At 31.1% G+C, this 23,056-nt stretch carries 19 protein-coding genes and 3 tRNA genes; 9 read left to right on the top strand and 13 right to left on the bottom strand.

What is annotated here, in order from left to right; translation table 11 throughout:
• Positions 1–18 precede the first annotated feature (18 nt).
• From IC610_RS11455 to IC610_RS11445, 3 genes are read right to left on the bottom strand one after another with little or no spacing between them, the layout of a single operon-like run.
• A complete protein-coding gene (locus IC610_RS11455; protein ID WP_191736977.1) occupies positions 19–702 on the bottom strand; it encodes an SIR2 family NAD-dependent protein deacylase in 684 nt (227 codons plus the stop codon).
• Between the two features lie 5 nt (positions 703–707).
• Positions 708–1,358, bottom strand: a complete 651-nt coding sequence (gene aat, locus IC610_RS11450; RefSeq protein ID WP_191736976.1) for a leucyl/phenylalanyl-tRNA--protein transferase — start codon at positions 1,356–1,358, stop codon at positions 708–710.
• Between the two features lie 60 nt (positions 1,359–1,418).
• The gene (locus IC610_RS11445; protein ID WP_191736975.1) at positions 1,419–1,799 is read right to left on the bottom strand and encodes a DUF3127 domain-containing protein; all 381 of its coding nucleotides are present in this window, start codon (positions 1,797–1,799) and stop codon (positions 1,419–1,421) included.
• Positions 1,800–1,832: 33 nt separating this feature from the next.
• Here IC610_RS11445 and IC610_RS11440 point away from each other — a divergent pair, with 33 nt between their 5' ends.
• The 9 genes from IC610_RS11440 to IC610_RS11400 all read left to right on the top strand — a co-directional run bounded on the left by IC610_RS11440 (position 1,833) and on the right by IC610_RS11400 (position 8,941).
• Positions 1,833–1,988 (top strand): hypothetical protein, encoded by a 156-nt coding sequence (locus IC610_RS11440; protein WP_157844535.1) that lies wholly within the window; start codon positions 1,833–1,835, stop codon positions 1,986–1,988.
• A tRNA-Leu gene (locus tag IC610_RS11435) sits at positions 1,974–2,055 on the top strand. Before IC610_RS11440 ends, IC610_RS11435 begins: the two co-directional genes overlap by 15 nt.
• 6 nt (positions 2,056–2,061) lie before the next feature.
• Positions 2,062–2,134: transfer RNA gene (locus tag IC610_RS11430), tRNA-Gly, on the top strand.
• Positions 2,135–2,142: 8 nt separating this feature from the next.
• Positions 2,143–2,226 (top strand) — tRNA-Leu (locus IC610_RS11425).
• Positions 2,227–2,724: 498 nt separating this feature from the next.
• On the top strand, positions 2,725–3,582 hold the full coding sequence (locus IC610_RS11420) for a DUF4007 family protein (RefSeq protein ID WP_191736974.1): 858 nt from the start codon (positions 2,725–2,727) through the stop codon (positions 3,580–3,582).
• A complete protein-coding gene (locus IC610_RS11415) occupies positions 3,572–6,787 on the top strand; it encodes a hypothetical protein (protein WP_191736973.1) in 3,216 nt (1,071 codons plus the stop codon). Before IC610_RS11420 ends, IC610_RS11415 begins: the two co-directional genes overlap by 11 nt.
• A gap of 4 nt (positions 6,788–6,791) precedes the next feature.
• Entirely contained in the window at positions 6,792–7,910 is a 1,119-nt protein-coding gene (locus IC610_RS11410) for a phosphoadenosine phosphosulfate reductase family protein (RefSeq protein ID WP_191736972.1), read from the top strand.
• A gap of 9 nt (positions 7,911–7,919) precedes the next feature.
• Positions 7,920–8,558, top strand: a complete 639-nt coding sequence (locus IC610_RS11405) for a hypothetical protein (protein WP_191736971.1) — start codon at positions 7,920–7,922, stop codon at positions 8,556–8,558.
• Positions 8,555–8,941, top strand: coding sequence for a nucleoside 2-deoxyribosyltransferase domain-containing protein (locus IC610_RS11400; RefSeq protein WP_191736970.1), 387 nt, complete (start codon positions 8,555–8,557; stop codon positions 8,939–8,941). Before IC610_RS11405 ends, IC610_RS11400 begins: the two co-directional genes overlap by 4 nt.
• Positions 8,942–8,973: 32 nt before the next feature.
• Here the strand turns inward: IC610_RS11400 and IC610_RS11395 are convergent, their stop codons facing one another.
• The 10 genes from IC610_RS11395 to IC610_RS11350 all read right to left on the bottom strand — a co-directional run bounded on the left by IC610_RS11395 (position 8,974) and on the right by IC610_RS11350 (position 22,719).
• The gene (locus IC610_RS11395) at positions 8,974–9,846 is read right to left on the bottom strand and encodes a hypothetical protein (protein WP_191736969.1); all 873 of its coding nucleotides are present in this window, start codon (positions 9,844–9,846) and stop codon (positions 8,974–8,976) included.
• 17 nt (positions 9,847–9,863) lie between these two features.
• Positions 9,864–10,550 (bottom strand): hypothetical protein, encoded by a 687-nt coding sequence (locus IC610_RS11390; protein WP_191736968.1) that lies wholly within the window; start codon positions 10,548–10,550, stop codon positions 9,864–9,866.
• The gene (locus IC610_RS11385; protein WP_191736967.1) at positions 10,547–13,561 is read right to left on the bottom strand and encodes a hypothetical protein; all 3,015 of its coding nucleotides are present in this window, start codon (positions 13,559–13,561) and stop codon (positions 10,547–10,549) included. The genes IC610_RS11390 and IC610_RS11385 overlap by 4 nt, the downstream gene beginning before the upstream one ends.
• Positions 13,562–14,769: 1,208 nt before the next feature.
• Positions 14,770–16,026 (bottom strand): DNA sulfur modification protein DndB, encoded by a 1,257-nt coding sequence (locus IC610_RS11380; protein ID WP_191736966.1) that lies wholly within the window; start codon positions 16,024–16,026, stop codon positions 14,770–14,772.
• Positions 16,027–16,028: 2 nt separating this feature from the next.
• Positions 16,029–16,553 (bottom strand): GIY-YIG nuclease family protein, encoded by a 525-nt coding sequence (locus IC610_RS11375; RefSeq protein WP_191736965.1) that lies wholly within the window; start codon positions 16,551–16,553, stop codon positions 16,029–16,031.
• 2 nt (positions 16,554–16,555) lie between these two features.
• Positions 16,556–17,014 carry a hypothetical protein gene (locus IC610_RS11370; RefSeq protein WP_191736964.1) on the bottom strand — a complete coding sequence of 153 codons (459 nt, stop codon included), beginning with the start codon at positions 17,012–17,014 and terminating at the stop codon, positions 16,556–16,558.
• Entirely contained in the window at positions 17,014–19,140 is a 2,127-nt protein-coding gene (locus IC610_RS11365) for a hypothetical protein (protein ID WP_191736963.1), read from the bottom strand. The genes IC610_RS11370 and IC610_RS11365 overlap by 1 nt, the downstream gene beginning before the upstream one ends.
• Positions 19,141–19,143: 3 nt before the next feature.
• The gene (locus IC610_RS11360; RefSeq protein ID WP_191736962.1) at positions 19,144–19,359 is read right to left on the bottom strand and encodes a hypothetical protein; all 216 of its coding nucleotides are present in this window, start codon (positions 19,357–19,359) and stop codon (positions 19,144–19,146) included.
• 1 nt (position 19,360) lies between these two features.
• The gene (locus IC610_RS11355; protein ID WP_191736961.1) at positions 19,361–21,616 is read right to left on the bottom strand and encodes a DEAD/DEAH box helicase family protein; all 2,256 of its coding nucleotides are present in this window, start codon (positions 21,614–21,616) and stop codon (positions 19,361–19,363) included.
• Positions 21,610–22,719, bottom strand: coding sequence for a cysteine desulfurase family protein (locus IC610_RS11350; protein WP_191736960.1), 1,110 nt, complete (start codon positions 22,717–22,719; stop codon positions 21,610–21,612). The genes IC610_RS11355 and IC610_RS11350 overlap by 7 nt, the downstream gene beginning before the upstream one ends.
• Positions 22,720–23,056: the final 337 nt, after the last annotated feature.

Here is a 23,056-nt window from a genome sequence, read left to right as displayed (position 1 = left end):
ATTTAATTTTAAAAGTTTTCAAGCCAAATCCACAAGTTTGTCAAACAACAGCTTCATTCCCTGAGTCGCAGTCTCTTTCATCATAACAGCTCTTTGCCCGTAACCGAAATTGGTTTCGTTGGGATTCACAACAATCAGTAAACAGTCATCTTTAATCTCATGAACCAATCCTGCGGCTGGATAGACTTGAAGAGATGTTCCAATAACAAGGAAAATATCGGCCTCACGGGCGAGCTTGTTTGCTTTTTCCATCATAGGAACTTCTTCGCCAAACCAAACGATAAAAGGTCTGAGCTGAGCTCCGTCTTCCGCTTTGTCGCCAATGTTGATGTCCTTTTTCTGCTCGTAAATCAGATTTTTGTTGTTGCACGAGCAGGATTTAAATAGTTCGCCATGAAGATGAGTGATATTTGTAGAACCTGATCTTTCGTGGAGGTCGTCTATGTTTTGAGTGATAATTTGTAATTCAAAATACTTTTCCAGTTCTGCAAGCAATTTATGAGCCTCGTTGGGTTCTACTTCATGCAGCTGACGGCGTCTCTGGTTGTAAAAATCAAGAACTAATGCTCTGTTTTTCCGCCATCCTTCCGGACTTGCAACGTCTGTGATGCTGTGGTTTTCCCAAAGCCCGTCGCCGTCTCTAAAGGTTTTAATTCCGCTCTCAGCGCTGATTCCGGCTCCGCTTAAAATGGTGAGTTTCATCGGTTTTAAATCTGATAATTATCCTTTAAAATATGTAAAAAATCTTTTTTGGCAATCATCCGTGCTCCAAGACTTTCAAGGTGAGGTGTGTGAGACTGACAGTCGATAAGCGTGAGAGAATCTTTATTTTTCTCTACAAACGTTATAAAACCTGCTTTTGAAGCATTACTCACTTTGCTGAACATGCTTTCGCCACAGAAAACATTTCCGATTTTCAAACCATAGAATCCTCCAACCAATTCGTCATTTTGCCAAACTTCAATACTTTTTGCCAAACCATACCTGTGAAATTGCAGAAAAACCTGAATAAGTTCTTCTGAAAGCCACGTTCCGTCCTGATCTTTTCTCGCTGTCTGCTGACAGTTCCGGATAACTTCTTCAAAACATTGATTTTCGGTGAATGTGAAAATGTTCCTGTCTAAAATTTTCTTCATCGACTTTGAAATTTTTACTTCTTCGGGAAAAAGTACAAATCTCGGATCGGGACACCACCAGAGAATCTCTTCATCCGGATTAAACCACGGAAAAATACCGTTTTGATAGGCAAACCACACACGGTCTGCCGACAGGTCGCCGCCGTAAGCGATAATACCTTCGTGGCCATCGTAAAATTCCGGGTCAGGAAAAGTTATTTCTTTGGGATCAAGTTTTACCATAAGACAAAAAATCCCACTTTTTTTCGGAAAGCAGGATTGTATTTTGATTTTAGATTTCGATTAGAAAGGAAGATCGTCGTCTTCTTCCTCAAAAGGGTTTGCATTAGAAGCAGCTGGCGATGCAGACTGGCTTGGTGTTGCATGCGTAGGCTCTGCGCTGTTGTTATCCATTACCTTTTCAACTCTCCATCCTGTAATAGAGTTGAAATATTTAGTTTCGCCTTGTGGAGAGACCCATTCTCTACCTCTGATGTTGATTCCCACTTTCACATTTTCACCTTCAGAAACATTATCAAGCAAATTGATCTTATCCTGCAAAAATTCGATGTTGATTGGCTGCGGATACTGCTCCTGCGTCAAAATCACCATTTCTCTTTTCTGAAAACCACTTGCAAAAGACTGAACTTCAGAGATTTTCTTTACCGTACCTTGTAATTCCATATCATTAAATGTTAAAGATGTAAAAGTAATAAAATGAAACGTAAAAATAAAGGAAGAAATAAAATTTTAAAAAAAATGAAAAAAAAGTTGCAAAAGACTTGCAGTTATGATTTTTTGCCCTATATTTGCACTCACAAAAACGAAGGAAGTTCTTTAAAATATTTCAATAATCATGCGGATGTGGTGTAATTGGTAGCCACGCCAGACTTAGGATCTGGTGCCGTGAGGCGTGGGGGTTCGAGTCCCTTCATCCGCACTTATTGCGAAAATAGCTCAGCTGGTAGAGCACAACCTTGCCAAGGTTGGGGTCGCGGGTTCGAGTCCCGTTTTTCGCTCTCATCACGCCCTGGTGGTGGAATTGGTAGACACGCAGGACTTAAAATCCTGTATCCGCAAGGATGTACGGGTTCAAGTCCCGTCTGGGGTACTTAAAAAGACTGTTAATCATTGATTATCAGTCTTTTTTGTTTTTAGGGGTGGCTAAAAGGGTGGCTGTTTCTTAATTCTGTATTTATGTTCATGATCAAATTATAGGAAGCTGGATTAATTCAATAAAAAAACTATTAGAGTAAATTCTTCTAAAAATTCTATAGTTTAGCAGATCACTTATTTTAGAATCGCCTAATGCTTCTAAATAACAATTGCAAATGCTTCGCATTCAAAATATTCTTTCTTATTTTAACATATTGCTTATTAATTATTTATATCTATTTGTATTCCCTTCAGTGTGATAATAAAAATTTTTGAAACAGAGATTGTCATAGTTTTCATTCAGCAAAAATCATAATATCATTTTTTGTAAAATGATATTATAAGAATTGTATTGTAAATGGAGAAACTCATCCAATATTTTTATATCTTAGCATTTTGATATCATTGGAGAGATTTCTCCATTTGTAAATAATTTAACAATTTTCTTTACGATATGAGGTTTTCCGGACACGACACTTTCCACTGTAAGCAACAGTGGTTGTTAAAAGGCGTTAGATTTATAGAAGAATGTGAAAATGTAGCATTTAATGATACTTCTAAAGCAATTAAATTCTTAGGTGTTGGAAAAAATATGGTTTCATCTGTTAAATATTGGTTAGAATCATTTTATATTACATCATCTCATAAAATTACACCGATAGGAGATTTTTTGTTAGGACTAAACGGACTTGATCCTTATTTGGAAGATGAAGGAACTCTTTGGTTATTGCAGTTCTACTTATGTCATACAGGATATGCAAGTATTTTTAATATTTTATTTACGGATTATTTTAAAGATAAAGTTTCATACGAATTCACGGAGGAAAAAGTCATTAATTTTTTAAGAAAAATGATTGAGGACAGTGATTTAAAAGCAGTAAGTCCAAATACGTTGTCTACTGATTTTAAAGTATTTATAAGATCCTATTTGTCTATTTCTAAAGACAGTAAAACTTTAGAGGATGATTTTAATTCGCCGCTTCTTGAACTTAATTTAATTGAATCGTCAGAAAAAGATGTTTTTAGGATAAATAAAACATTTAGACACATACCACCTTATATTTTCGCTTTCGCTGTTATGGAAATTGCTGATGGATTAAATAAAAATACTTTAAGTTATAAATTACTACAAGAAACGATTGGTAATTATTTCTGTATGACAAATGACAGTTTAGAAGAACAGCTTCAGAAGCTTAAAGAAACATCTGACAATTTTGTTTATAATGAAGATGGAGGTATGGCGAATATCCAGATAAAAAATAACAATAAAGTAGAAAGAGATAATATTCTTAGTCGACACTATGCACAATAACATTTCAACAAATATTATAAGAGATGAAAGTAAATCTCTAAATTACATAGTAACAAAAAATGCTGTGGAAATATTTGCGAATATTTTTAGTAATAGAAATAAAGCAGTAAACTCATATACGATTGTTGGTAATTATGGCACAGGAAAGTCAACTTTTTTGTGGGCTTCTGAGCAAAATTTGAAAAAAAATGTTACGTATTTTTCATCTGACATATCAAATAAAAATGGATATGACTTCTTGAAAATCATCGGTGAAAATATCTCAATTAGCAAAGCTTTCTCTACTGCTTTAAAGTGTGAGAATAACGATCATAAAGCTATTTTAAATAATCTAAACGCAAAATATAAAATTACAGAAAATAAAGGGAAGGATCTTGTTATCGTAGTTGATGAATTTGGGAAATTTCTAGAATATATTAATAAGACAGGTAATTCTGATGATTTATATTTAATTCAACAGATCTCCGAATGGGCAAATGATGAGCTTAAAAATGTAAAATTTATTATTACGCTTCATCAGGATTTTTCTGAATATAGCAGTAATCTTAGTAATTTAGAAAGGCGTGAATGGGAAAAGGTAAAAGGTAGATTCAAAGAGCTTTTGTTTAATGAGCCGATAGAACAACTTATCTTTTTTGCTAGTAAAACATTAAAGAATTTGAGTCCCGCAAAGATTAATAGACAAAATTGTGAGAAACTCAATAATTTTATTGCTTCGACAGAGTTTTTTAACTTAAATATTGAGACTTACGCTGATTTGGCGGAATCTATTTATCCACTTGATTGGCTATCTATAAATGTTTTAGTTAATAGTTTTCAAAGATATGGACAGAACGAAAGATCCTTGTTCTCTTTTTTTAATGATCTGGAAAATAATGGCTTACAATATGAGCAACAATATTCTGTTGATCAAGTATTTGATTACATAGTCAGAAATCTTTCTAGTGAAGTTAATAATTATAAAAATCCTCACCGTGTTCAGTGGCAAATAGCATTTAGGGCATTTGACAGAGCCGAATTAATATTTGAAGAGAAGGTCGATTATACAATTGCAAATCAAATCATAAAATGTGTTTGTTTGCTTAATATATTTGCTAAAACGGATTCTCTGTTAGATCAAAATATATTGAGTCAATACTTAGGACTAGTTTATCATTATCCAACAAAGAAAGTTTCAGATGTTGTAAATCAACTTTTGAATGCTGGGATTATCCGTTTTTTTAGACATAGTAAAAAACTTAATTTTCTTGAAGGAACGGATCTGGACATTGATCAGGAATTAGCAAATGTTTCTAAGGAAATTAATGTAGATTTCAAACTTGAGGAAGAAATTAACTCGTTACTAAAATTCCCCATTTTATCGGCAAAAAGATATTCCTATGAAAAAGGGACGCCAAGATATTTCGAATTTAAAATACTAGAAAATGTAGATGGAATTACATCTCCGAAAGGTGCTATTGACGGTTATATCAATTTGATTTTTGATGAAAAACTAACGGCAAAAAAAATAAAAAATCTATCAAAAAATTCAGGTGCAAATTTATTTGTATTATATAAAAACACGAGCAATATTCACGAAACAATATTCAATATTCATAAATTAAACTATGTATTAAAATCTCGGAATGAAGATATTGTTGCGAAGAAAATACTTACAAAAGAAATTGAATATTATATAAAACAATTAGAAAAAATAATTTTAAATGATTTATTTGTCCCTGAAAATGATAATAAATGGTTTTTTGACGGTGAGGATAAGCAAATTAGCAGCAAAAAAGAATTAAATATACAGCTTTCAATAGTTTGTGAAAAAGTCTATTATAGTGAACCTATTTACAAAAATGAATTAATTAATAGAGAATTTATAAGTTCTCAAATTTCAACCGCTCGTAAAAAATTGTTTATTCAACTTCTAAATCACGGCTCAGAAGAAGGTCTTGGATTTGAAAAAGACAAATTTCCTCCTGAAAAATCAATTTACGTTTCATTATTTGAAGATAAAGGAATTCATTACAAAAATGAAAAGCTCGGATACTTTGAATTTAGAGCACCACAGGACCTGTCGTGGAAACCTCTATGGGATGAATGTGAATCATTTCTCAATAGTTCGGTATCTTCGAGAAGAAATCTAGGTGAACTATTTAATATCTTAAATGAAGCTCCATATAAATTAAAAAAAGGAATTCTTGATTTATGGATTCTTTCATTTTTGATTATAAAGAAAGAAGACTATGCACTATTTCATGATCAAAATGGATTTATACCATACATCGATGAAGGTATTTTAGATCTAATATATAAAAATCCAACGTTGTATTCAATAAAAAGCTACAAGGTTGAAGGCCTAAAACTTAATTTGTTAGAAAGTTATAAAGAATTAGTGCAATCTCAAATTGAGTCAAATGGTGCCAAATCGTCATTCCTCACTGTTTATGGAAATTTTCTTCGATTTTACAATTCACTTAATGATTATAGTAAGAAAACTAGGTCAATTAGTGCTAAGTCATTTAACTTCAGAGAAGCAATTCAAAATGCTAAAGATCCGGAAGAAGCCTTGTTTATTCTATTTCCTCAAGCTTTAGGATTTAATAATATAAATTTTGAAGATAATGAAGAGGACTTCAATACATATATTTTTCATATCAAGGATGCGATTTTGGAAATTAGGACCGCTTATGATCAGCTACTAAACCGTATTGAAGAACAGATTTTAAAAAGTTTGGAATGCGAAAATTCAGAATTTAACCGTTATAAAGTAGAATTGATTGAACGTTTAAGTTCTATTAAGCCTGAATTATTAGCAAAAGAAAATAGTGTATTTTATAGAAGGCTAGTTTCTCATATTGACGATCGAGAATCTTGGTTAAAATCGGTTGCAGACGTCGCATTAGGAAAACCGATTGATAAAATGTTAGATAGTGAGGAAATCATTTTGATGAATAACGTAGCTAACTATTCAAGAAAACTTTTTGAAGTTTCTACTTTACATGAATTTAGATCCGAACGAAACAGAAGAATGATTTCTTTAACATTTTTAAATGTAGATGGGAATCAAATGGAAAATAAGCTTATTTTAGATGAAGACTTTGAGGAAGAAATTGCCAACCCCAGAACACAAGTTTTAAATATCATTGGAGGATTGGGTGAAAAACAGCGTAAACAGTTGTTATTTCAATTATTAAATGAGGAACTAATAAACAACTAGAGGTATGTCGGAAGTTAGACACGTATTAGGTATTTCTGGAGGTAAAGATAGTGCAGCACTTGCTATTTATATGAGCCAGAAGCATCCCGAAATAGATGTAGATTATTACACATGCGATACAGGAAAGGAATTAACGGAAACTTATGATTTAATAAGCAAGTTGAATTCAGTCCTAGGTAAAGAAATAAGCCTGTATAAATCCATTGATGAATCAAATTCACCAATGAGAAATCCTTTTGATCATTTCTTAGCAATCTATGGCGGATATCTTCCTTCAGCGACTGCGAGATGGTGTACCAATAAAATGAAGTTAGAGCCCTTTGAGCAACATATAGGAAACGAACCGACTATATCATATGTTGGAATTAGAGGAGACGAGAACAGAGATGGATATATATCCAAAAGAGAAAACATACAAACCATATTTCCTTTTCGTAAAAATATTTGGAGCGAAGATGTAATAAGAAAATTTTTAAATAACTCCAATATTTCTTTTATAACCGAGCACTATAAGTTATTACAACCGGATAATATTGATTTAATAATAAAGTATGTTGAACAACCAATTTCAATGCGTTTTACTCAAAAACAGAAATTAAATGCTCTTTTAGACACCAATGTGAAACTTTTTAACCGTGTAGTTTTTGAATGGCTGAAAGGAACAGATTATCCTGTAGGAAAATTGGATTCATTTTCATTAATTGATAATGATGAAAATCTTATTATTGATGATATTTTTCAAATATTAGAAGATTCCGGAGTTGGCATTCCCGGTTATTATAAACCTATTGATTATCATGTAGAAATTGATGGAGAAATTAAAACAGGAACTTATGCTCGTAGTAGATCGGGTTGTTTTTTCTGTTTCTACCAACAAAAAATTGAATGGGTTTGGTTGTTAGAGCAACACCCAAAATTATTTGAAGAAGCTATTTCTTATGAAAAAGAAGGCTATTCATGGATGGAAGAAAAGCTTGAGGACTTAAAAATCCCTGAACGTGTCAACGCAATAAAGAAAGATCACTATTTGAAGACCCACAGAAGAAATGAAAGGGCTGGTTTGTCTTGGCAAGATCAGATCTTGCAAGCTGAGGGCGAGGGTTGCGCTAGCTGTTTTATATAATTTGTTGTTATGGAAAATATTTTTAGTTCTGTTAAAGAATTTATTTGGGATATAATTGGGTATTTAATTCCCGGCTCATTGGTTCTTTTACTATTAAATGTAATATTCGATTTGACTATCCCTTCAGATACAGGTCATTTTTTATTTATTATCATTTCTTACATTATAGGATATGTTATTTACGGTATTAATATTTTCATTTATGAAGTATGTTGTAAAATTTCTTTTAGGGATAAAATTGAGCGAGAGATTAAAGGAAGGCTTGAATACACAAACGCAATTGACAAAATAAATTTAAAGTTGAGTGAGAGTTTTGATGGCGATAGCAAAGTTAGAACGATAAGGAGTATTGTTATGTCGTATATTCCCGAATCAGACACGAAAATTTATACATTTACTTTTCGTTCTGAGTTGTCAAGTAGTTGTTCGACGGTATGCATGATTTTTGGGATAATTGGATTGGCAAGTTCAACATTAGATTATCTCATAGGAGACAAGTTTGATTATTTTCTTGAAAGTGACTACAAAAAAATAATTTTTTATATTTTGTTGATTATATCAGCAATATTTTTAAGAAATACAAGGAATAAATTTTATAAAATGTCTATGTCATTACCTTTTTCAATTTTTATAACCAAAGATTTATGAAACCAAAGATTTATTTAGCAGGAGGATTTAAAGGCGGTTGGCACGATGATGTTGTAAAAAAATTAGGTGATAGCTTTCAAATTTTTAATCCACAACAACATAACTTAGATGAAGCTGAAAAGTATACATATTGGGATTTATATCATGTGAAAAAATGTGATATATTATTTTGCTATATGTCTAAAGATAACCCATCAGGATATGGTCTCGCTTTAGAGATAGGTTATGCGCGTGCATTGAATAAATTGATAGTTTTGGTTGATGATAGATCAAAAGATGATGAGCAATTCAAAAGATATTTTTCGATATGCCAAGCTTCGTCTAATGTCATTTTAGAAACATTGGATGAAGCAATAGATTATGTAAGAACTTTTAAGATTTAAGACGTTATGGTTCTCCTTGTCAATCTCTAATATTATAGTTTTTTGAATGTCTCATCAAATTCTTTACCCTTTATACCCGCGTGTCTAACTATAAGTATTTGATATACTTTACTTGATGCTTTAAATCGTTTTGTGACTTCTTTCTTAAACGTGAAGGAGATGTTTGCTGTCAAACCTTCCTTTGCAAATTCTGCATCAAGTTCTGTAGCTAATTGATCAAGGCTGTTCTGTTCAAATGTGATTTCAAAATAGACGATTCCTACAGCCAATAAAATTCTTTGATTATTATTTTCAATCCATTTTCTACATTCTTGGTAGCCATCTCCTTTCTTTAGTTTTTCTCGTGCATCTTTCGATAATTGCCATTCTGAATATTTGCCTATGACTGTTAATTCTTTTCCGTTTATTTTTTGATAAGCTGCTTGAATTTTTGCTCTTAGTTTTTCAATTTTTGCTACATCTGTTGTCTGTTTCATTAACTCTTTTACATTAACTTCCGTTGCAGCTTTAATATTCATTTCAAGTTTTTCAGTTCTTTTATAATCAATCGATCGTCCATCCGGAAACTTAATGTTTTCAATATCGGCAGTGCTGAATGGATTTTTGCTTAGCTCTGAACAAGTGCTAAAATCTTGGGAGGTCAACATCTTATCTGCGGGTAAGGTTTGTCCTAATACTTGGATTGCAACTTCTTCAACAGACGTGGCTTTGTTTACTGCTGGAGAAAAAGGTGTTTTTGTATAATGTAAAAGATTGCCGACTGAGCCGGGATCACAAATTTTCTTACCACATATCTGACTTGCTGTTAATGTAGCATCTGGCAATTTATATTTTAATTGGGAAAGTTGGGCAAATGTTACGGATGTAACGATCATAGTAAAAATTAAAGTTAGGAGCTTATTCATAATATTTAGTTTTTAGATTATGTTTTTTTAAAGTCAATAATTTTAGGAGACTGACAATTCTTGGAAATATAATTCTCAATTTCTTCTTTTAGTTTTAGTAATGCTTTTTGATTTTTACTGATTTTTTCGACTTCGGTATTGTATTTTTTGATTTCCTTATCCAGATTATTAAATTGATTTTTCATATCCTTTATAAACTGTTGCAATTCATCTTCTTTCTCAATGGTTTCCGTAACATAGTTATTAATGAATTCCATAACAGTAACGACAGGTTTATATTCATCGGCAAGATTTTCTAAAGAATCAAATATTACATCTTTAGTTTCCACAGCTTTGAATCCGTCATTTTCAATTTCCTCAACAGCATCATAGGCAATTTCTTGTAATTTGCTTATTGATTGAGCTTGAGGAACTAAATCCAAAACCAGCTTTGATACATGTTTTACCATTATCATTAGGTGTAAAGAAGCCTGTCCCCAATTCGAGATCATAAATTTGGTGCTGTCTGACAATTCTTTTTTTAATTTTTCTACATCAGCGAGTCCCTCTTTTTTAACTTCAAGCCTGGCTGTTAGAAGTTGTAGTTTTCTTTCAAATTTGGAATAATCATATTCCTTTAAGAAATTACAAAAATTTGAGCCATCATTTAAATCTGAAGGATAGCTTAAATTTTTATTATTTGGGTAACCTAATATGGTTCTCACGGTAGATATTTTATTACCTTATTTTTATAGATGATTTCAAGTTCTTTCTCTAATCTGTCAACACTTGGCATACTCAAACTCCAATCAAAAGTAAGATGGTACTTATCTTTCCCGAGCTTTACTCTGCAATCACGGATAAGATCATTATCCACATAAACTTTAAAGTGTTTTGAGCAGGAACAGAAAATGGGCAGAAAACAAGTGCATTTAATTTTTGAAGAAAGATGAGCTATACTTCTTTTCTCATCATTTTCATTAGAAATTTTTGTAATATATGGCAATTCTTTTTGCAATAACTGATTTTTAATTTTTTGTTCGTTATTTTTCCCTGCCACTTTTTCTTTCTCAAGATCTCTCATATCATCAGAATATTTTTCAGTTGCCGGATTAATGCCAACTAAAGAATCAATATAAAATGCACCTGAATTTACAGTAAAATAAGATTCTTGTTTAAATTCCTCATCTTCAAATAGATTTTTATTGATTAGTGATTTGGTATTTAGATTATCGCAATATTCTTTTGTATTCGAATTATAGATTTCTTTAACTTTATCTGTAATTATTTCTTTTTTGAGCAACTCATTTATTTTCAATTCTTTTTGATATTCTTCTAAATTGTAGGAATTACTTTTTTTATTTCTAAATTTTTGAAGAATTCTTTTCTTTTTAAATACGTTTTCTATTTCATTCGAATTATGAATATCTTTTAATTCTTTATTATCTATTGATTCAAGTTTTAATACATTCCCTTCTTTTGCATAATCTTCATAAACAGTATTATTAATTTTTTCGGCAAGTTTTTTAGCGATTACTGATTTTTCGCAACAACAGATTTCCTCAACAAGCAGAGGATTAATATTATCAATGATGCTTTCAACATATATATCCAAATTATGGAAATTATAGTATTTAAATTCATATAATCCCGAATTAGGAATCAGTTCTGTTTTTTTTGTAATCGACATTTGAAGCTCATCTAAAAACAGTCCACTTTTGTAACGATTATTGATTTGGTAAATCATCAAATTAAGAGTAGAACCCTGATTGATATTGGAGATGCTTGATGTTCTGCTAGAAGACTCGTTAACAGTTATAGATTGGGAAGAAGATTCGTTGACTTCGGATACCAGTCTTCTATTAATAGAGGCACTAGTTTTTCTGGCAAGCTTACTCATGTCGCGTGTAAATGTTTTTACACTTGAAGTAGTGCTTCCACTGGCCCCACCAGATACTATACCTCCATAGCTGCCACTAACATTCGCACTAAAAGAATCCGTTTTAGAAATTTCCTTTGTAGCTTCATTTTGTAATTCTGTTGATAAGTCAAAAGAATTTGTAGTATTTAGATCGGATGTGTTTTTTAGCGAACTTGATTTGGTCGTATTTTGTGTAAATGATGTGCTTAGTGAAATTTGACGGGATTCGCCCGGAGCTAAATTAATAGAATTAACAAGCTGACCTAACTCAGCTCCTTCCCAAGCAATTCTGTAAGCCAAAGTTTCTCTTATGCTCAATTCAGGTATATCTTGGGAAAACATGGTAGGAAGAGGCGCAAAGAATATTTTTGCATCAACAGGATATTTTTTTTCAGTAAGAATAAAATCATATTCATATGTTATAATAACACAAGTTTTTCTGAATTCCTCATCTTCTTCACATCGTTTTAGAATTTGAGCAAGAGGCTTACCATCATTTTCAGAAATATACCCTTCAAATGTTTTTATAAAAGTATAATATTGATATTGAAAATCTATATTTTCTTTTTGTTTGCCATCCTTAAAAACTTCCAACGGATCTGTTAAATCAATTCTAAATGGTGTGGGAATATCTTCTAGCTTATATCCAATTTCATCATAATAGTGATAACCGCAATTTTCTTTAAAGAGACCTGTACAGTATCTTTCCTCTCTCCTGTATGAGTATGGAACCGTATATATTTTATTTACATATTGAAATATATCACCACGTTTAGGCTTTGGATTGTAAACTGAAGTAACTTCGAGTTTTGTAGTAGGACTTATTATTTTGAAATTTTCATCCAAACAAATTTTATAAATACCATTGCTTTCGATTCCTCTTATGATATTTAGCCTCCTTTCCTCTACGTCAAAATATCTATTACAAATATCAAAGTAGCTTTGCTTTGCAATATTTAGTTGTTGTTGATCTAGAGTCGTAGAATAGTTTGCAGCAATATCATACAACTTAGATGTATTTGGAAGTTCTTTTGTAATGTCATTAGGATCTACTTTATTTTTGTCATATACATCTTTTAGCCTCTTTAAAAACTCTAATTCGTTATCTAATCTGAAAAACTCCTCTCGTAGAAAAATTAAACTTCTGTCAATTGATGAATTTTTGGAAAAGAAGTGTTTTTCATTTAATATATTAACTGTATTGTCTGTCAATTTTTCAAAACAAATGTTCACATTTAATTTAAGATCCTGCATATCTAATTTATTCCAAAACTCTTGTATGCTTAAATCTTTTATGTTTGTTGTTTTGAGTTCAGTTTCAAGATCGGATTTTGTGAAATAAGGGTATTTTTTGTTTGAAAAATAATAAAGTCTCTCTGATTCATGATGTATAATACAGAAGATATTATTCGTAGTTGAATATTCAACACTTTGTTTTTTATCCGACCAAAAGCCTATTTCTGCTAATTTCCAATAATTATCTGCTATTTCAGGATCAGATAATAGTAGATCATTGAACACTTTTTCAAAACCCTTACTATCTACATTAAATAACAGATATGAGGATTTATTATCCCAATATTTAAAAAAATATTCCTGAATTAATTGAATAGTAGTTTTAAAATTACTTGAAATAACTTCTTCATCGTTTTTATCAATATTTAATAATTCCAGCCAGTCAATATCAACCTTTTTGAACCTTTCAAAATCCAAAATGGAATTGGAGTTTAAAAATTTACTCGGAGCTAACAGGCTGAGTTTACTTTCTAATTCTTCCTTATTTTTTGCCGAACCTTGAATTACTTGAGCATCCATATTATTTGACTTTTTATTCAGATCTCTGATTATTAGTTAAGTAAATTTAGTAAATTTTCTTATTTGTATTAAATATTTCAAAGATATTTAATTAATAATTAATAAAAATCACCCATTTGTATAATTTTGAAAAAAGGTGATTGATAAAAACACTCGTTTTTTTGACACAAATAATCCGTAAAATTTGGTTGTTAATTAGAAAAGGAAATAAGTGGGGCTAAGCATTAATTTACAACAAAACAATCTGTACTGTAAACAATGGGGATAGTTTTACCATCCTGAGATTTTTTGAACAGATCTGAAAAAAACCTTTTACACCAGTGTTTTTTTGTAAAAGAGCTACCATTAAATAAACTTATTTTCTCCGGCTTTTGGTGATTTATCTCTGAATATTGCGATTACCTCTCAGATGAACGATAAAATATTCTGTATTGTTGGATGTTTTCGGGATTTTATGCTTCGCATGAAGGTTAAAATATTAGTCCAAACCCCTCTCACAAACAAAAAAACTTACTTCTCAACATCTTGTGGTGTAATAATATCTTCCGGTTACATGTGGTATGATTTTTCACCCTAAAAATCCGTATGCTATTCATGCCAGTCCATAATTCTTTGATCTAGTATTATTTACTTCACGATCAATAGAATAAATATGATTTTGCGAAACTCAAAATTCGCTACAGACTTTGGGTTGGTGGAAAGCCATATTTTGCACATCCTTCGAATATGAAACAGACGTATATTAAAAGGAACTTTCGGACAAACTTTACCGATTGCTTAAATAAAGATTTGTTGACATCACAGATTGTGCTGCCAATTTTTATTACCAGATTAAAAATGTTTTCCAAATCCTTTTTAGTTCTTCATCATGCTCCCCTTCTGTAATTCTGTAAATTTGGGTTTGTTTAAAATATTATCCCTGTAGAACACAGGCAAACCTCATTGGACTTAGACTTGCCGTAAATGGTTTTCCCAAGAAATCACTTCCGTACTTTTACAAATCCACCAACAATCTTTTTGATTTTCAGCCATATAAAAAGTTTATTGAAAACAAAGTTCAATAAACTTTTTTTGTATCATATGTAGCAATCGGTATTACAAAAAATTTCACAAAACTTTTTTGACTGTAAAACCTAAATATTATAAGACCAAAGAATTATTTAGCTTTAGAAGACGCTAATCATTTATTGCGATTATATAGATTCTATTTAAATGTGTTCTAAAACTTCGTTAGTTTCCTGTCCTTCAAGATTCAGAACAGTTATATATTTATTCTTAATTTTCTGAATTTCACTAACCTTTAGTAAATCAATATCATATTTAAGTAATAAAACGAGCTCTATAATTGTTTTATTAGCCATTATCATCGTTTTACTAGTGTCATCCCAAATAAGTCTTTTCCAAGGTTTGGCATTCAAAATTAGATTTTGACTTTCGAAATCTTTAATTATCTCTGCGATTGATTTCTCTGATGTTTGCTTAACTCGATAAACAGCTTTGACAAAAGGTAACAAGCCTATTGGTCGGAACAATAAATTACCGCCCGTATCGGAGTTTCTATATTGAATAGCAGATTGATCATCTGAAATTTCTTTCATTAAATAGTCAGAAATACTACTATTGTTTTCTGTTAAGGCATTCCAAAAATCAAAACAAAATTTTCTGTAAGAGTTTAACTCTTCATCGGAAGGTCTGTATTTTAGATAATCTTGAAATTTCACAGCATCTCTTTCCGGATCCGGATCAGTGGTTTTTTGGTGTAATCTGAAAAACCTGAGAAGCTCTCTATTGCATTCATAAAGAGTTATAATAGATGTGAAAGCTTGTTTGTCATCGTTTGGAATTGCTTTATTATGTGTTTTACTTATGCGATCTCCAGCAAACAAAAGATGATTTTCAATTAAGTCCCGAGTTATGATAGCAATTGAGTCATCTTCATCTAATGCAATAATATCGTCCATTAAAACTGGCTTTGCATACCTATTTAATGTCGAAAAAAGTCTTCGAGTTCGCTTTAATCCCTCTTCATCATTTTTGTGTCCTACAAAAATGGCTGGAATCTGCATGTTTCTTAATTCTGGATTTTCTTGTAAGGCTGCCTTAATACCTTCTACACGGTGCTGTCCATCTATCGGAAAAATTTTATGTTTGTCTGGAAAATCTAACAATCCAACTTTAAAAGTTTCCTCATTGTCATATTTTAGCTCTACCTCAATCCAATCTGGATAGGAATCGTACGCTGCGAGTACTAAAGCATTAAAAAAAACTTCTGGTTGATTAAGTATATAATCACGAATTCCTTTATAGTTATTTGTAATGCTTCGTTGAATTAATTCGTTTAAGGATTTTGCTTTATGAAGTTCATCATCAATTCGTGAGACATTTGTGCTTATTTGTTCAAATGTCAAATTTGTTGTATAATAAACCCAATCGCCTACAAATCCTCTTATAGCAGGTATTTTCATAATTAAAAAGCTTTTATTGCTTGTCTAGTTTCTTGATCAGGGATCTCGTCATTCATTGGTAGTAATAGGGAATTAATTAGTTTTTTTTCAATACTTACCACATCTTCATTTTGATTTAAAACGTAATAGGCTAAATATAGGTCAGCAGACCAATATTTAAACATTTTTGTTATTTTGGGACGTTCATCATTTCTCGAATATTTTAAAAAATATTCTTTAACTCTTTTTTTCAAATTTTGATGCTCAGAAAATTGGGCTCTCCCAATATATAAAGGCATTTCAGTTATACCAATAATTGTCTTACAGTTTAAATAAAACAAATATAATCCACCACGATCTGAAGGGATTGTACTGATGTTAATATTTAGGCCATCGTTTGTATCATTCAGATATTTAGTTTTTTGCCAATTTCCAAAGCTTAAATCAAACTCATTAATATCCCATTTGCTCCATAAAACGTTTGATAAATTATATGATAACTTACGTAATTCTAAATGCTCTCCTAAATCAAATGCTGAATCTAACATAATTATCTCCTAACAATTTCAATTAAATAATCATCTGGGCTATCAAATTTACGTTCCCATCCTGGTGTTTGTCTAATTTCCAAAATATGCTTTGCTCCTCCTTCTGCAAACTCACTAATAGTTGTTAGTAATTTTCTTGAATTCAAAAAATCACTAGATTCTTTAGCGTCTATTTTTCCAATTGCCATTAAAAGTAATGCATGGGCAATCGACTCTGAGCCGTTAGTTATCATTTGATATTGAAATGACGATTGATTAGGTAAATCAGCTCCAATTTCTCTCTTATCATTAACAAAGCCAATGATTGCAGACCAAGCGTAGACCTGCCAGTATTTTGAGAAAAATTTATCATCCTTTTTCACGATAGATTCTTGTTTTCGAGCGAACATATCTCTAATCTGTTCGACGTATGTTCCATAATGGACATTTCGTTTATTAATTTCTGTAAATAATTTTTCCATTATTTAATTGTGTTTATGAAGGTTTTTTTATTTGTTCTTGATTCGGGTCCTTCCTTATCAATTAAATCATTTTTAAGCTCGTAGTATCTGCTAATATTTGCTTTCTTAATAAAATCAAGTCGTTCATTACCCTTTAATTTATTATAATCTTTCGACATGATAATTATTTGATTAAATGATCCCGATAAATTTTCAGTAAGAAAAAGAGTGTTATCATCATCAAATTGAGAAGTAGGAGCATCAGCTAATAAAGGGAAAGATCTATTCATTTTCTTTTCACTCAACGACAAAAAGGCATTAGTTACTGCCAATTTCTGAGCAGTCAACTCTGCTGTATTAAGGTTTGACAATTGTCTTTTTGTAAGTTTATCTACAATCTTAACTCCCTTATCAATTTCTATCTCTCCCTGTGTTTTCCCACCCAAATATTTCGAATAAAGGGTATTGCTTTCTGCTACTATCTCATTTATTAAGCTTTCGTAAGCTTCACTTTTGAGACCTATTAAAGCTTTGTTTATTACATCAATATACTTTTTTGCTTTTAACTCAGTGATTTCAAACTCATCATCTATTTGAATTATTTTAGCTTTTCTATCAAGCAGATTCTGTAGATTCTGCTCTTCGTTATTTTTGTCATTCTCATAACTATCCCTCCTTCTTTCGGCGCTTGTTCTACTATTATTTAGACTTCTAATTTTATTAATTATCTGTTCAGCGGTGGAAGAGCCAATCGTAATTTCTGCAGCCTTTTCAACACCGGATTCAGAAAATAAATTATCACGTTGGGTTGTGCTCTTTTTTCTGGTTGCAATAAGTTTTTGAATTTCTGCTTCATTTTTAGTGACCTCGTCAGAAATTTCTGGTAACTCAGAAAGTAAATTTCGTTTAAATCGATTAAGTTCAGTTAAATTATCTGCCAAAATTTTCTGAATCTGATTATTTCTAAAATCTTCCATTCTAGACTGAAGAGCTTTGTATGCAGCGCTATCATCTTCAACGGGTCGTTCACATATATAACAGATATGATCCTCTAACATCTTTTGTACGTATTCAGGTCCAGGTAATGTGATTGGAACTGGATTCTCTGATTTTTGAAAGTCTTTCACTTCTTTACTGAGAAGATTTAGATTTTTTGAGGATTCTTTAATTATATCATCACATTTATTAAGCATCCATTTAGAAATAAATTTTTCTTTTCCTTGTGCAGAAAGGAGATCAATTTTATCGTTTGCGCTTTTGATTTCGTATTCAAACTTGTTCAGTTTTGTTTTTAATTCTGAATATTTATCAAAACCTTTTAGTTTATCTTCTTCTTTCAGTATACTATCTTCGAGATTATGAATTTCATTTGTTGCGTCAATAATTTTTCCATCCATTCCCAATAGCCTGTTTTTTGAATGGTCTATATCTGCAATTATTTTTTCTTGTTCAGCGGAAAATTTCTTGACTTTCTTCAATTCGGTATCAATTTTCCTGCTAATACTTGTTTCAGACGCTTTAGTAATAGCAACTAAATTTTCGTAAATTGGAAAATAAGATATTTCGTTAATTGCATTCTTTAAAGTAGCTGGCCTCCCAAAATCATACAATTCATCAACAGTTTCTCCTTGAAACCACATGAACTTGCGTATGCTAACAGGAAAAAGCTTATCCAAAAACCATCTATATTCTCCTTTGTCCAAATATTTTGTCTCGCCATCCTTTACATACCAAATTTGTAATTCTGGATATCCTGTCGGAATTGTATCATATCCCGATTTACGATATATCATTTCTTTTTCAAAATGATACTCAACTAAATCATCTTTTATTTCTTCGTTGTCATGATATTCAGCTGTAAGTGTTATCATGACCGATGTTTTTAAAATACTACCATCTTCAGAATTAGAAATGACACTATCTGGTAAGGTAACAACTTTGTTGGCGTTTTTCCATTCCTTTTTGGATGTATCATCCTCTTTATCAACATATATGTTGTTAAAAAAAGTCCAATGAAATGCATTGAATAAATGAGATTTTCCTCCAGAGTTTTTAGCGGAGACTATATTTAGACCTTCCTCAAAAACAAACTCATTTTTATCTACGTAACAAAAGAAGTTCTCAATTTCAACTTTATTAATAATCATGTTTTAGTTTTTAATTGTTTTAAGATAATTGATTAAAAAATTCTCAAACTCCCCACGACCCTTATCCGTTAAATCTGAATCAAGTTTAAATCTAAGCAGAACATCAAAAGCCTTCTTTAAAACTTCGATATCTAATGAGTCTTCTTCAATTTTATTTTGGAAATCATTATTTAGTATTTCCAAAAATTCATCTCTCAATGAATCGTTTAGTGTCTTCATGTTATTTGTAGTTATTTAATTCTTTATTCGCTAATTCATATATATCAATATCCAAATCATAGCATAGTGTTTCCAATTCTGCTAAACAATTATCTTTATTTTCACTAAGAACTGCAAAGTTTACTAATCTTCGAAGTTCTGACAGAAATATATTTTTTTCAATAGATGATAATTTTTCATTTGTATCAGTATGATCGATTGTAGGTTTAACAATTAAGTCATAAATAATTGCAAAATCCTTTTCCTTGTGTTTTCTTAAAACCCTTCCTCTACGCTGGACATATTGTCTTGGGTTGCCGGTGGAAGAACAAAAAATAGCATATTTTGTCTGAGGTACATCAACACCTTCGTCAAGACATTTCATTGCTAATAAAGCATCCAGTTTTCCCTCTTTAAATTGCTCAAGAATTTGGTCTCTATTCATTGTTTCACCAGTGAATTTTGCCATTCGAAGAGAATAATTATCAAACAATCTATTTATATAAATGTCAATTAATTTTTCGTTTTCATTTTCTTGAGACGCATCGAAATTATCATTCTCAGCATAATCTACAGTAATTCCTTCCGGTACATAAATAAATGCCTTCTTGAAATTTTCTGCTCCAATTTCTGCAACTATATTTATTATTGCTATAATCTTTCGGTTTGCTTTATGAATAACATTTTTTCTTTTGATTAAAAGCATATTAACGTAGTCGGATTCTTTATATCTTCCCGTTTCATGATCAAAATGCTTTAAAAGCTCATTTGTTATTTTTAAATACTCATCCTGTTCATCCTGTTCCAAATTAACAATAATTGGATGGTAATAATATCTACATAGAACATTATTCTCAATTGCAGTTTTCATATTATACACATAAGTATATCCTTCCGAAGTAGTGTCAAAAAATTCTGTCAACTTTGCATTGCCATCATCATCGAATTGGCGTTCTGGAGTTGCTGATAGACCTATTCTTCTATCTATATAACTAGGTAGTACTTTGAGAAAACCTGACGAACCCAAAGTGTGAGCTTCATCTGCAATTATGGTAATTTTGTTAAATTCCGTTTGAAAAAGATCTCTGAAAATTCCTTGAAAGTTTTTGCCCTTGAAAGTCGCATATGTAGTAATGATGCCATAGTTTGTTTCTCTTCCGAATACTATATTTTTTCCTAACTCGTTTAGCTCTTCTCGCCAAGATAAATTCAGGCTACAGCATACATGGGTATTTTGAAAATTAAACTTTACGTTTACTTCGTCTTGCCACTGTTTTACTAAAGCAGTTGTTGGAACTAAAACTATAAATTTATAGTACTTAAAAATATTGTAATCATTCAGGATACAGTTAAGGGAAGTAATAGTTTTACCAGTTCCTGTAGCCATCGCAAACAACCCCCTTCTATTATTATCCAACCAAGAATCGTATGCCTCAACTTGATATTTATGAGGAGCTCCTCCGTACGGAAATTTTGGAGTGGATGCTAAAATATCTATTTGTTCATTTAAATAATTTAATGCATCTTCAAAATAAGGTTTTTCAAAATAGCTCTTTTGTTTCTCAAATAATTTCTTTTCTTCGATTAAAAGCTCATCTATCTCTTTATTTCCAAATTTCTGTGAAATTTCAGTTTTTATGTTTTCGATATTTAGATAGGTAATTTTGTCTTCTTCTTTGTACTCAATAATACTACTTATCCTTCTGATTTTATCTTCAACTTTATCAGAATTGCCATTTATCCAGTTCGGAAAGCAATCTATGGTTTCTAAGTTTTCCGTAAGTCCATAGGCAGTAAAATTGAGAGATCCTGAAAAGGCAATGGCATTTTCATTATCGTAATATACACCCTCCTTGTAATGCGCAATACCCTTTCCTCTTTTGGGTGTAATTACGACGAATTCTAGCTTGTCGTAGGCAATTAACCAAGCTAGGCATTCAAAAAAATGTTTGTTATATTCAGAAAGAGAATTGTAAATTTGAGAAAGATTATTAATATCAATCAGATCACTGATAACATTGCTATTAATTCCATTTTCGATTGCTTCTTTATCTTTTTCTGAGAGTATGTTATTGATAGCAAGCCGAATTTTTCCTCCACGGTGAATAAAAGAAGCAAATCCGACAGAAAGAAGATTTATTGCACTTGAACTAAAATATCCTAATAGTAAATCTACTCTATTTGAGTTCATAAGGCATTCCAGATGAAATTTCATTGGATCAAATTCATCACCTGAGGAGTAAGACAATGATTTAGGTAATTGTAAATCTTCTAGCATACATTTTTTAATTGTTGATATAAAATGTTCAACTCTTCTTCAGTTGTGTTCTTATCAAAAGATATTCTAAGGCATTCACTCGCCTCTATATCGGAAAATCCCATAGCTTTTAAAACATGGGATCCTTCAATAATTCTAGATGTGCAGGCTGATCCATTACTTACATTGATCTCTTTATTAGATTCAACAAAAAAGGATGCATCTAAACCGGTAACCCTCATATTTATAATATTGAATACTCTGTTTGTATTTAAGGCTATAATTTCTATGCTTTTAAGAGTAGCTAATTTTTCAATTATACTTTCAAACAATTTCTTTGAATGTTTTTGATTAATTTGCAAATTGGAAGATGCTAAATCACATGCTTTTCCGAGACCAACGATTAGAGGTGTGTTGTAAGTTCCGCTTCTCATATTATTTTCTTGTGAACCTCCATGTAGTAGTGGTGAAAGTTTAATATGCTTTTTGAAATACAAAAAGCCAATTCCTTTTGGACCATTAATTTTATGTGCACTCATACATAACATATCTATTCCTAATTCTTGCACATCGACAGTTATTTTTCCAAGTGCTTGAGTTGCATCACAAAAAACCGTAATGTTATATTTTTGAGCTATTTCAGAAATTTTTTTAAGATCGTGAATTACACCGGTCTCATTATTAACTAACATTATAGAAATTAGTGCGGTATTTGAATTGATTGAGCTTTCTAGTTCAGCTAAATCGATAGCACCATCTTTATTTACATCTAAATATGTGACATCAATACCCTTCGTTTCTAAATATTCACAAGTTTTTAAGACAGCTTTATGTTCGGTTTTGCAGGTTATTATATGATTGCCTTTATCGAAGTTTTCTTCCATATAACCTTTCAGAGCCATATTTATAGACTCTGTTGCTCCTGAGGTAAAAACTATTTCTGAAGCATCACAATTAATTATTTTAGCACAGATTTCCCTACTTTCCTCAATTTTTAATTTGACAGCTTTTGCATTCAAATAATTGCTTGAAGCATTATGATACATCAATGTAAAATATGGTGTCATCTCGTTGAAAACAGTAGGGTCAACATTTGTTGTTGATGCATTATCTAAGTAAATCATTCAGAAAAATAAAATAATTCCTAAAGATAATAAAACCCATATTAAGAAAAAGACGTGATCCCGTAAATTCGCAAACAATTTCGTCAAACATTCAAAAAAGTTCTTTTATTAAGGTTATTGTCAAATAAAATCTGTAAATATCTTTGAGTAATTGGCTCAGACCAAGCATGAACCCTTGTAAGGATTATTTTATCAACAATATTTTTTTAGCTTCTGATTATCCGAAAATTTTAAATGTTTATCACCAATTAGTATTTGCAGTTGTAAAATCAACAACAAGCATAAGCTATTGTTTTGGTACATAAAGCCGCGAACTTTAATATGATAGCCAAAAATG

Origin of the sequence: Chryseobacterium caseinilyticum (assembly GCF_014837145.1) — a bacterium.
GTDB lineage: Bacteria > Bacteroidota > Bacteroidia > Flavobacteriales > Weeksellaceae > Chryseobacterium > Chryseobacterium caseinilyticum.
This window is presented reverse-complemented; position numbering and strand designations above follow the sequence as displayed.

Bases quoted from the DNA above. Each gene is read 5' to 3' on its own strand.
- aat (WP_191736976.1), bottom strand. From the start codon at position 1,358: ATGGTAAAACTTGATCCCAAAGAAATAACTTTTCCTGACCCGGAATTT.
- IC610_RS11400 (WP_191736970.1), top strand. From the start codon at position 8,555: ATGAAACCAAAGATTTATTTAGCAGGAGGATTTAAAGGCGGTTGGCAC.
- IC610_RS11365 (WP_191736963.1), bottom strand. From the start codon at position 19,140: ATGATTATTAATAAAGTTGAAATTGAGAACTTCTTTTGTTACGTAGAT.
- IC610_RS11405 (WP_191736971.1), top strand. From the start codon at position 7,920: ATGGAAAATATTTTTAGTTCTGTTAAAGAATTTATTTGGGATATAATT.
- IC610_RS11455 (WP_191736977.1), bottom strand. From the start codon at position 702: ATGAAACTCACCATTTTAAGCGGAGCCGGAATCAGCGCTGAGAGCGGA.
- IC610_RS11370 (WP_191736964.1), bottom strand. From the start codon at position 17,014: ATGGAAAAATTATTTACAGAAATTAATAAACGAAATGTCCATTATGGA.
- IC610_RS11385 (WP_191736967.1), bottom strand. From the start codon at position 13,561: ATGGATGCTCAAGTAATTCAAGGTTCGGCAAAAAATAAGGAAGAATTA.
- IC610_RS11360 (WP_191736962.1), bottom strand. From the start codon at position 19,359: ATGAAGACACTAAACGATTCATTGAGAGATGAATTTTTGGAAATACTA.
- IC610_RS11355 (WP_191736961.1), bottom strand. From the start codon at position 21,616: ATGCTAGAAGATTTACAATTACCTAAATCATTGTCTTACTCCTCAGGT.
- IC610_RS11375 (WP_191736965.1), bottom strand. From the start codon at position 16,553: ATGTTAGATTCAGCATTTGATTTAGGAGAGCATTTAGAATTACGTAAG.
- IC610_RS11420 (WP_191736974.1), top strand. From the start codon at position 2,725: ATGAGGTTTTCCGGACACGACACTTTCCACTGTAAGCAACAGTGGTTG.
- IC610_RS11415 (WP_191736973.1), top strand. From the start codon at position 3,572: ATGCACAATAACATTTCAACAAATATTATAAGAGATGAAAGTAAATCT.
- IC610_RS11445 (WP_191736975.1), bottom strand. From the start codon at position 1,799: ATGGAATTACAAGGTACGGTAAAGAAAATCTCTGAAGTTCAGTCTTTT.
- IC610_RS11380 (WP_191736966.1), bottom strand. From the start codon at position 16,026: ATGAAAATACCTGCTATAAGAGGATTTGTAGGCGATTGGGTTTATTAT.
- IC610_RS11395 (WP_191736969.1), bottom strand. From the start codon at position 9,846: ATGAATAAGCTCCTAACTTTAATTTTTACTATGATCGTTACATCCGTA.
- IC610_RS11350 (WP_191736960.1), bottom strand. From the start codon at position 22,719: ATGATTTACTTAGATAATGCATCAACAACAAATGTTGACCCTACTGTT.
- IC610_RS11410 (WP_191736972.1), top strand. From the start codon at position 6,792: ATGTCGGAAGTTAGACACGTATTAGGTATTTCTGGAGGTAAAGATAGT.
- IC610_RS11440 (WP_157844535.1), top strand. From the start codon at position 1,833: ATGAAACGTAAAAATAAAGGAAGAAATAAAATTTTAAAAAAAATGAAA.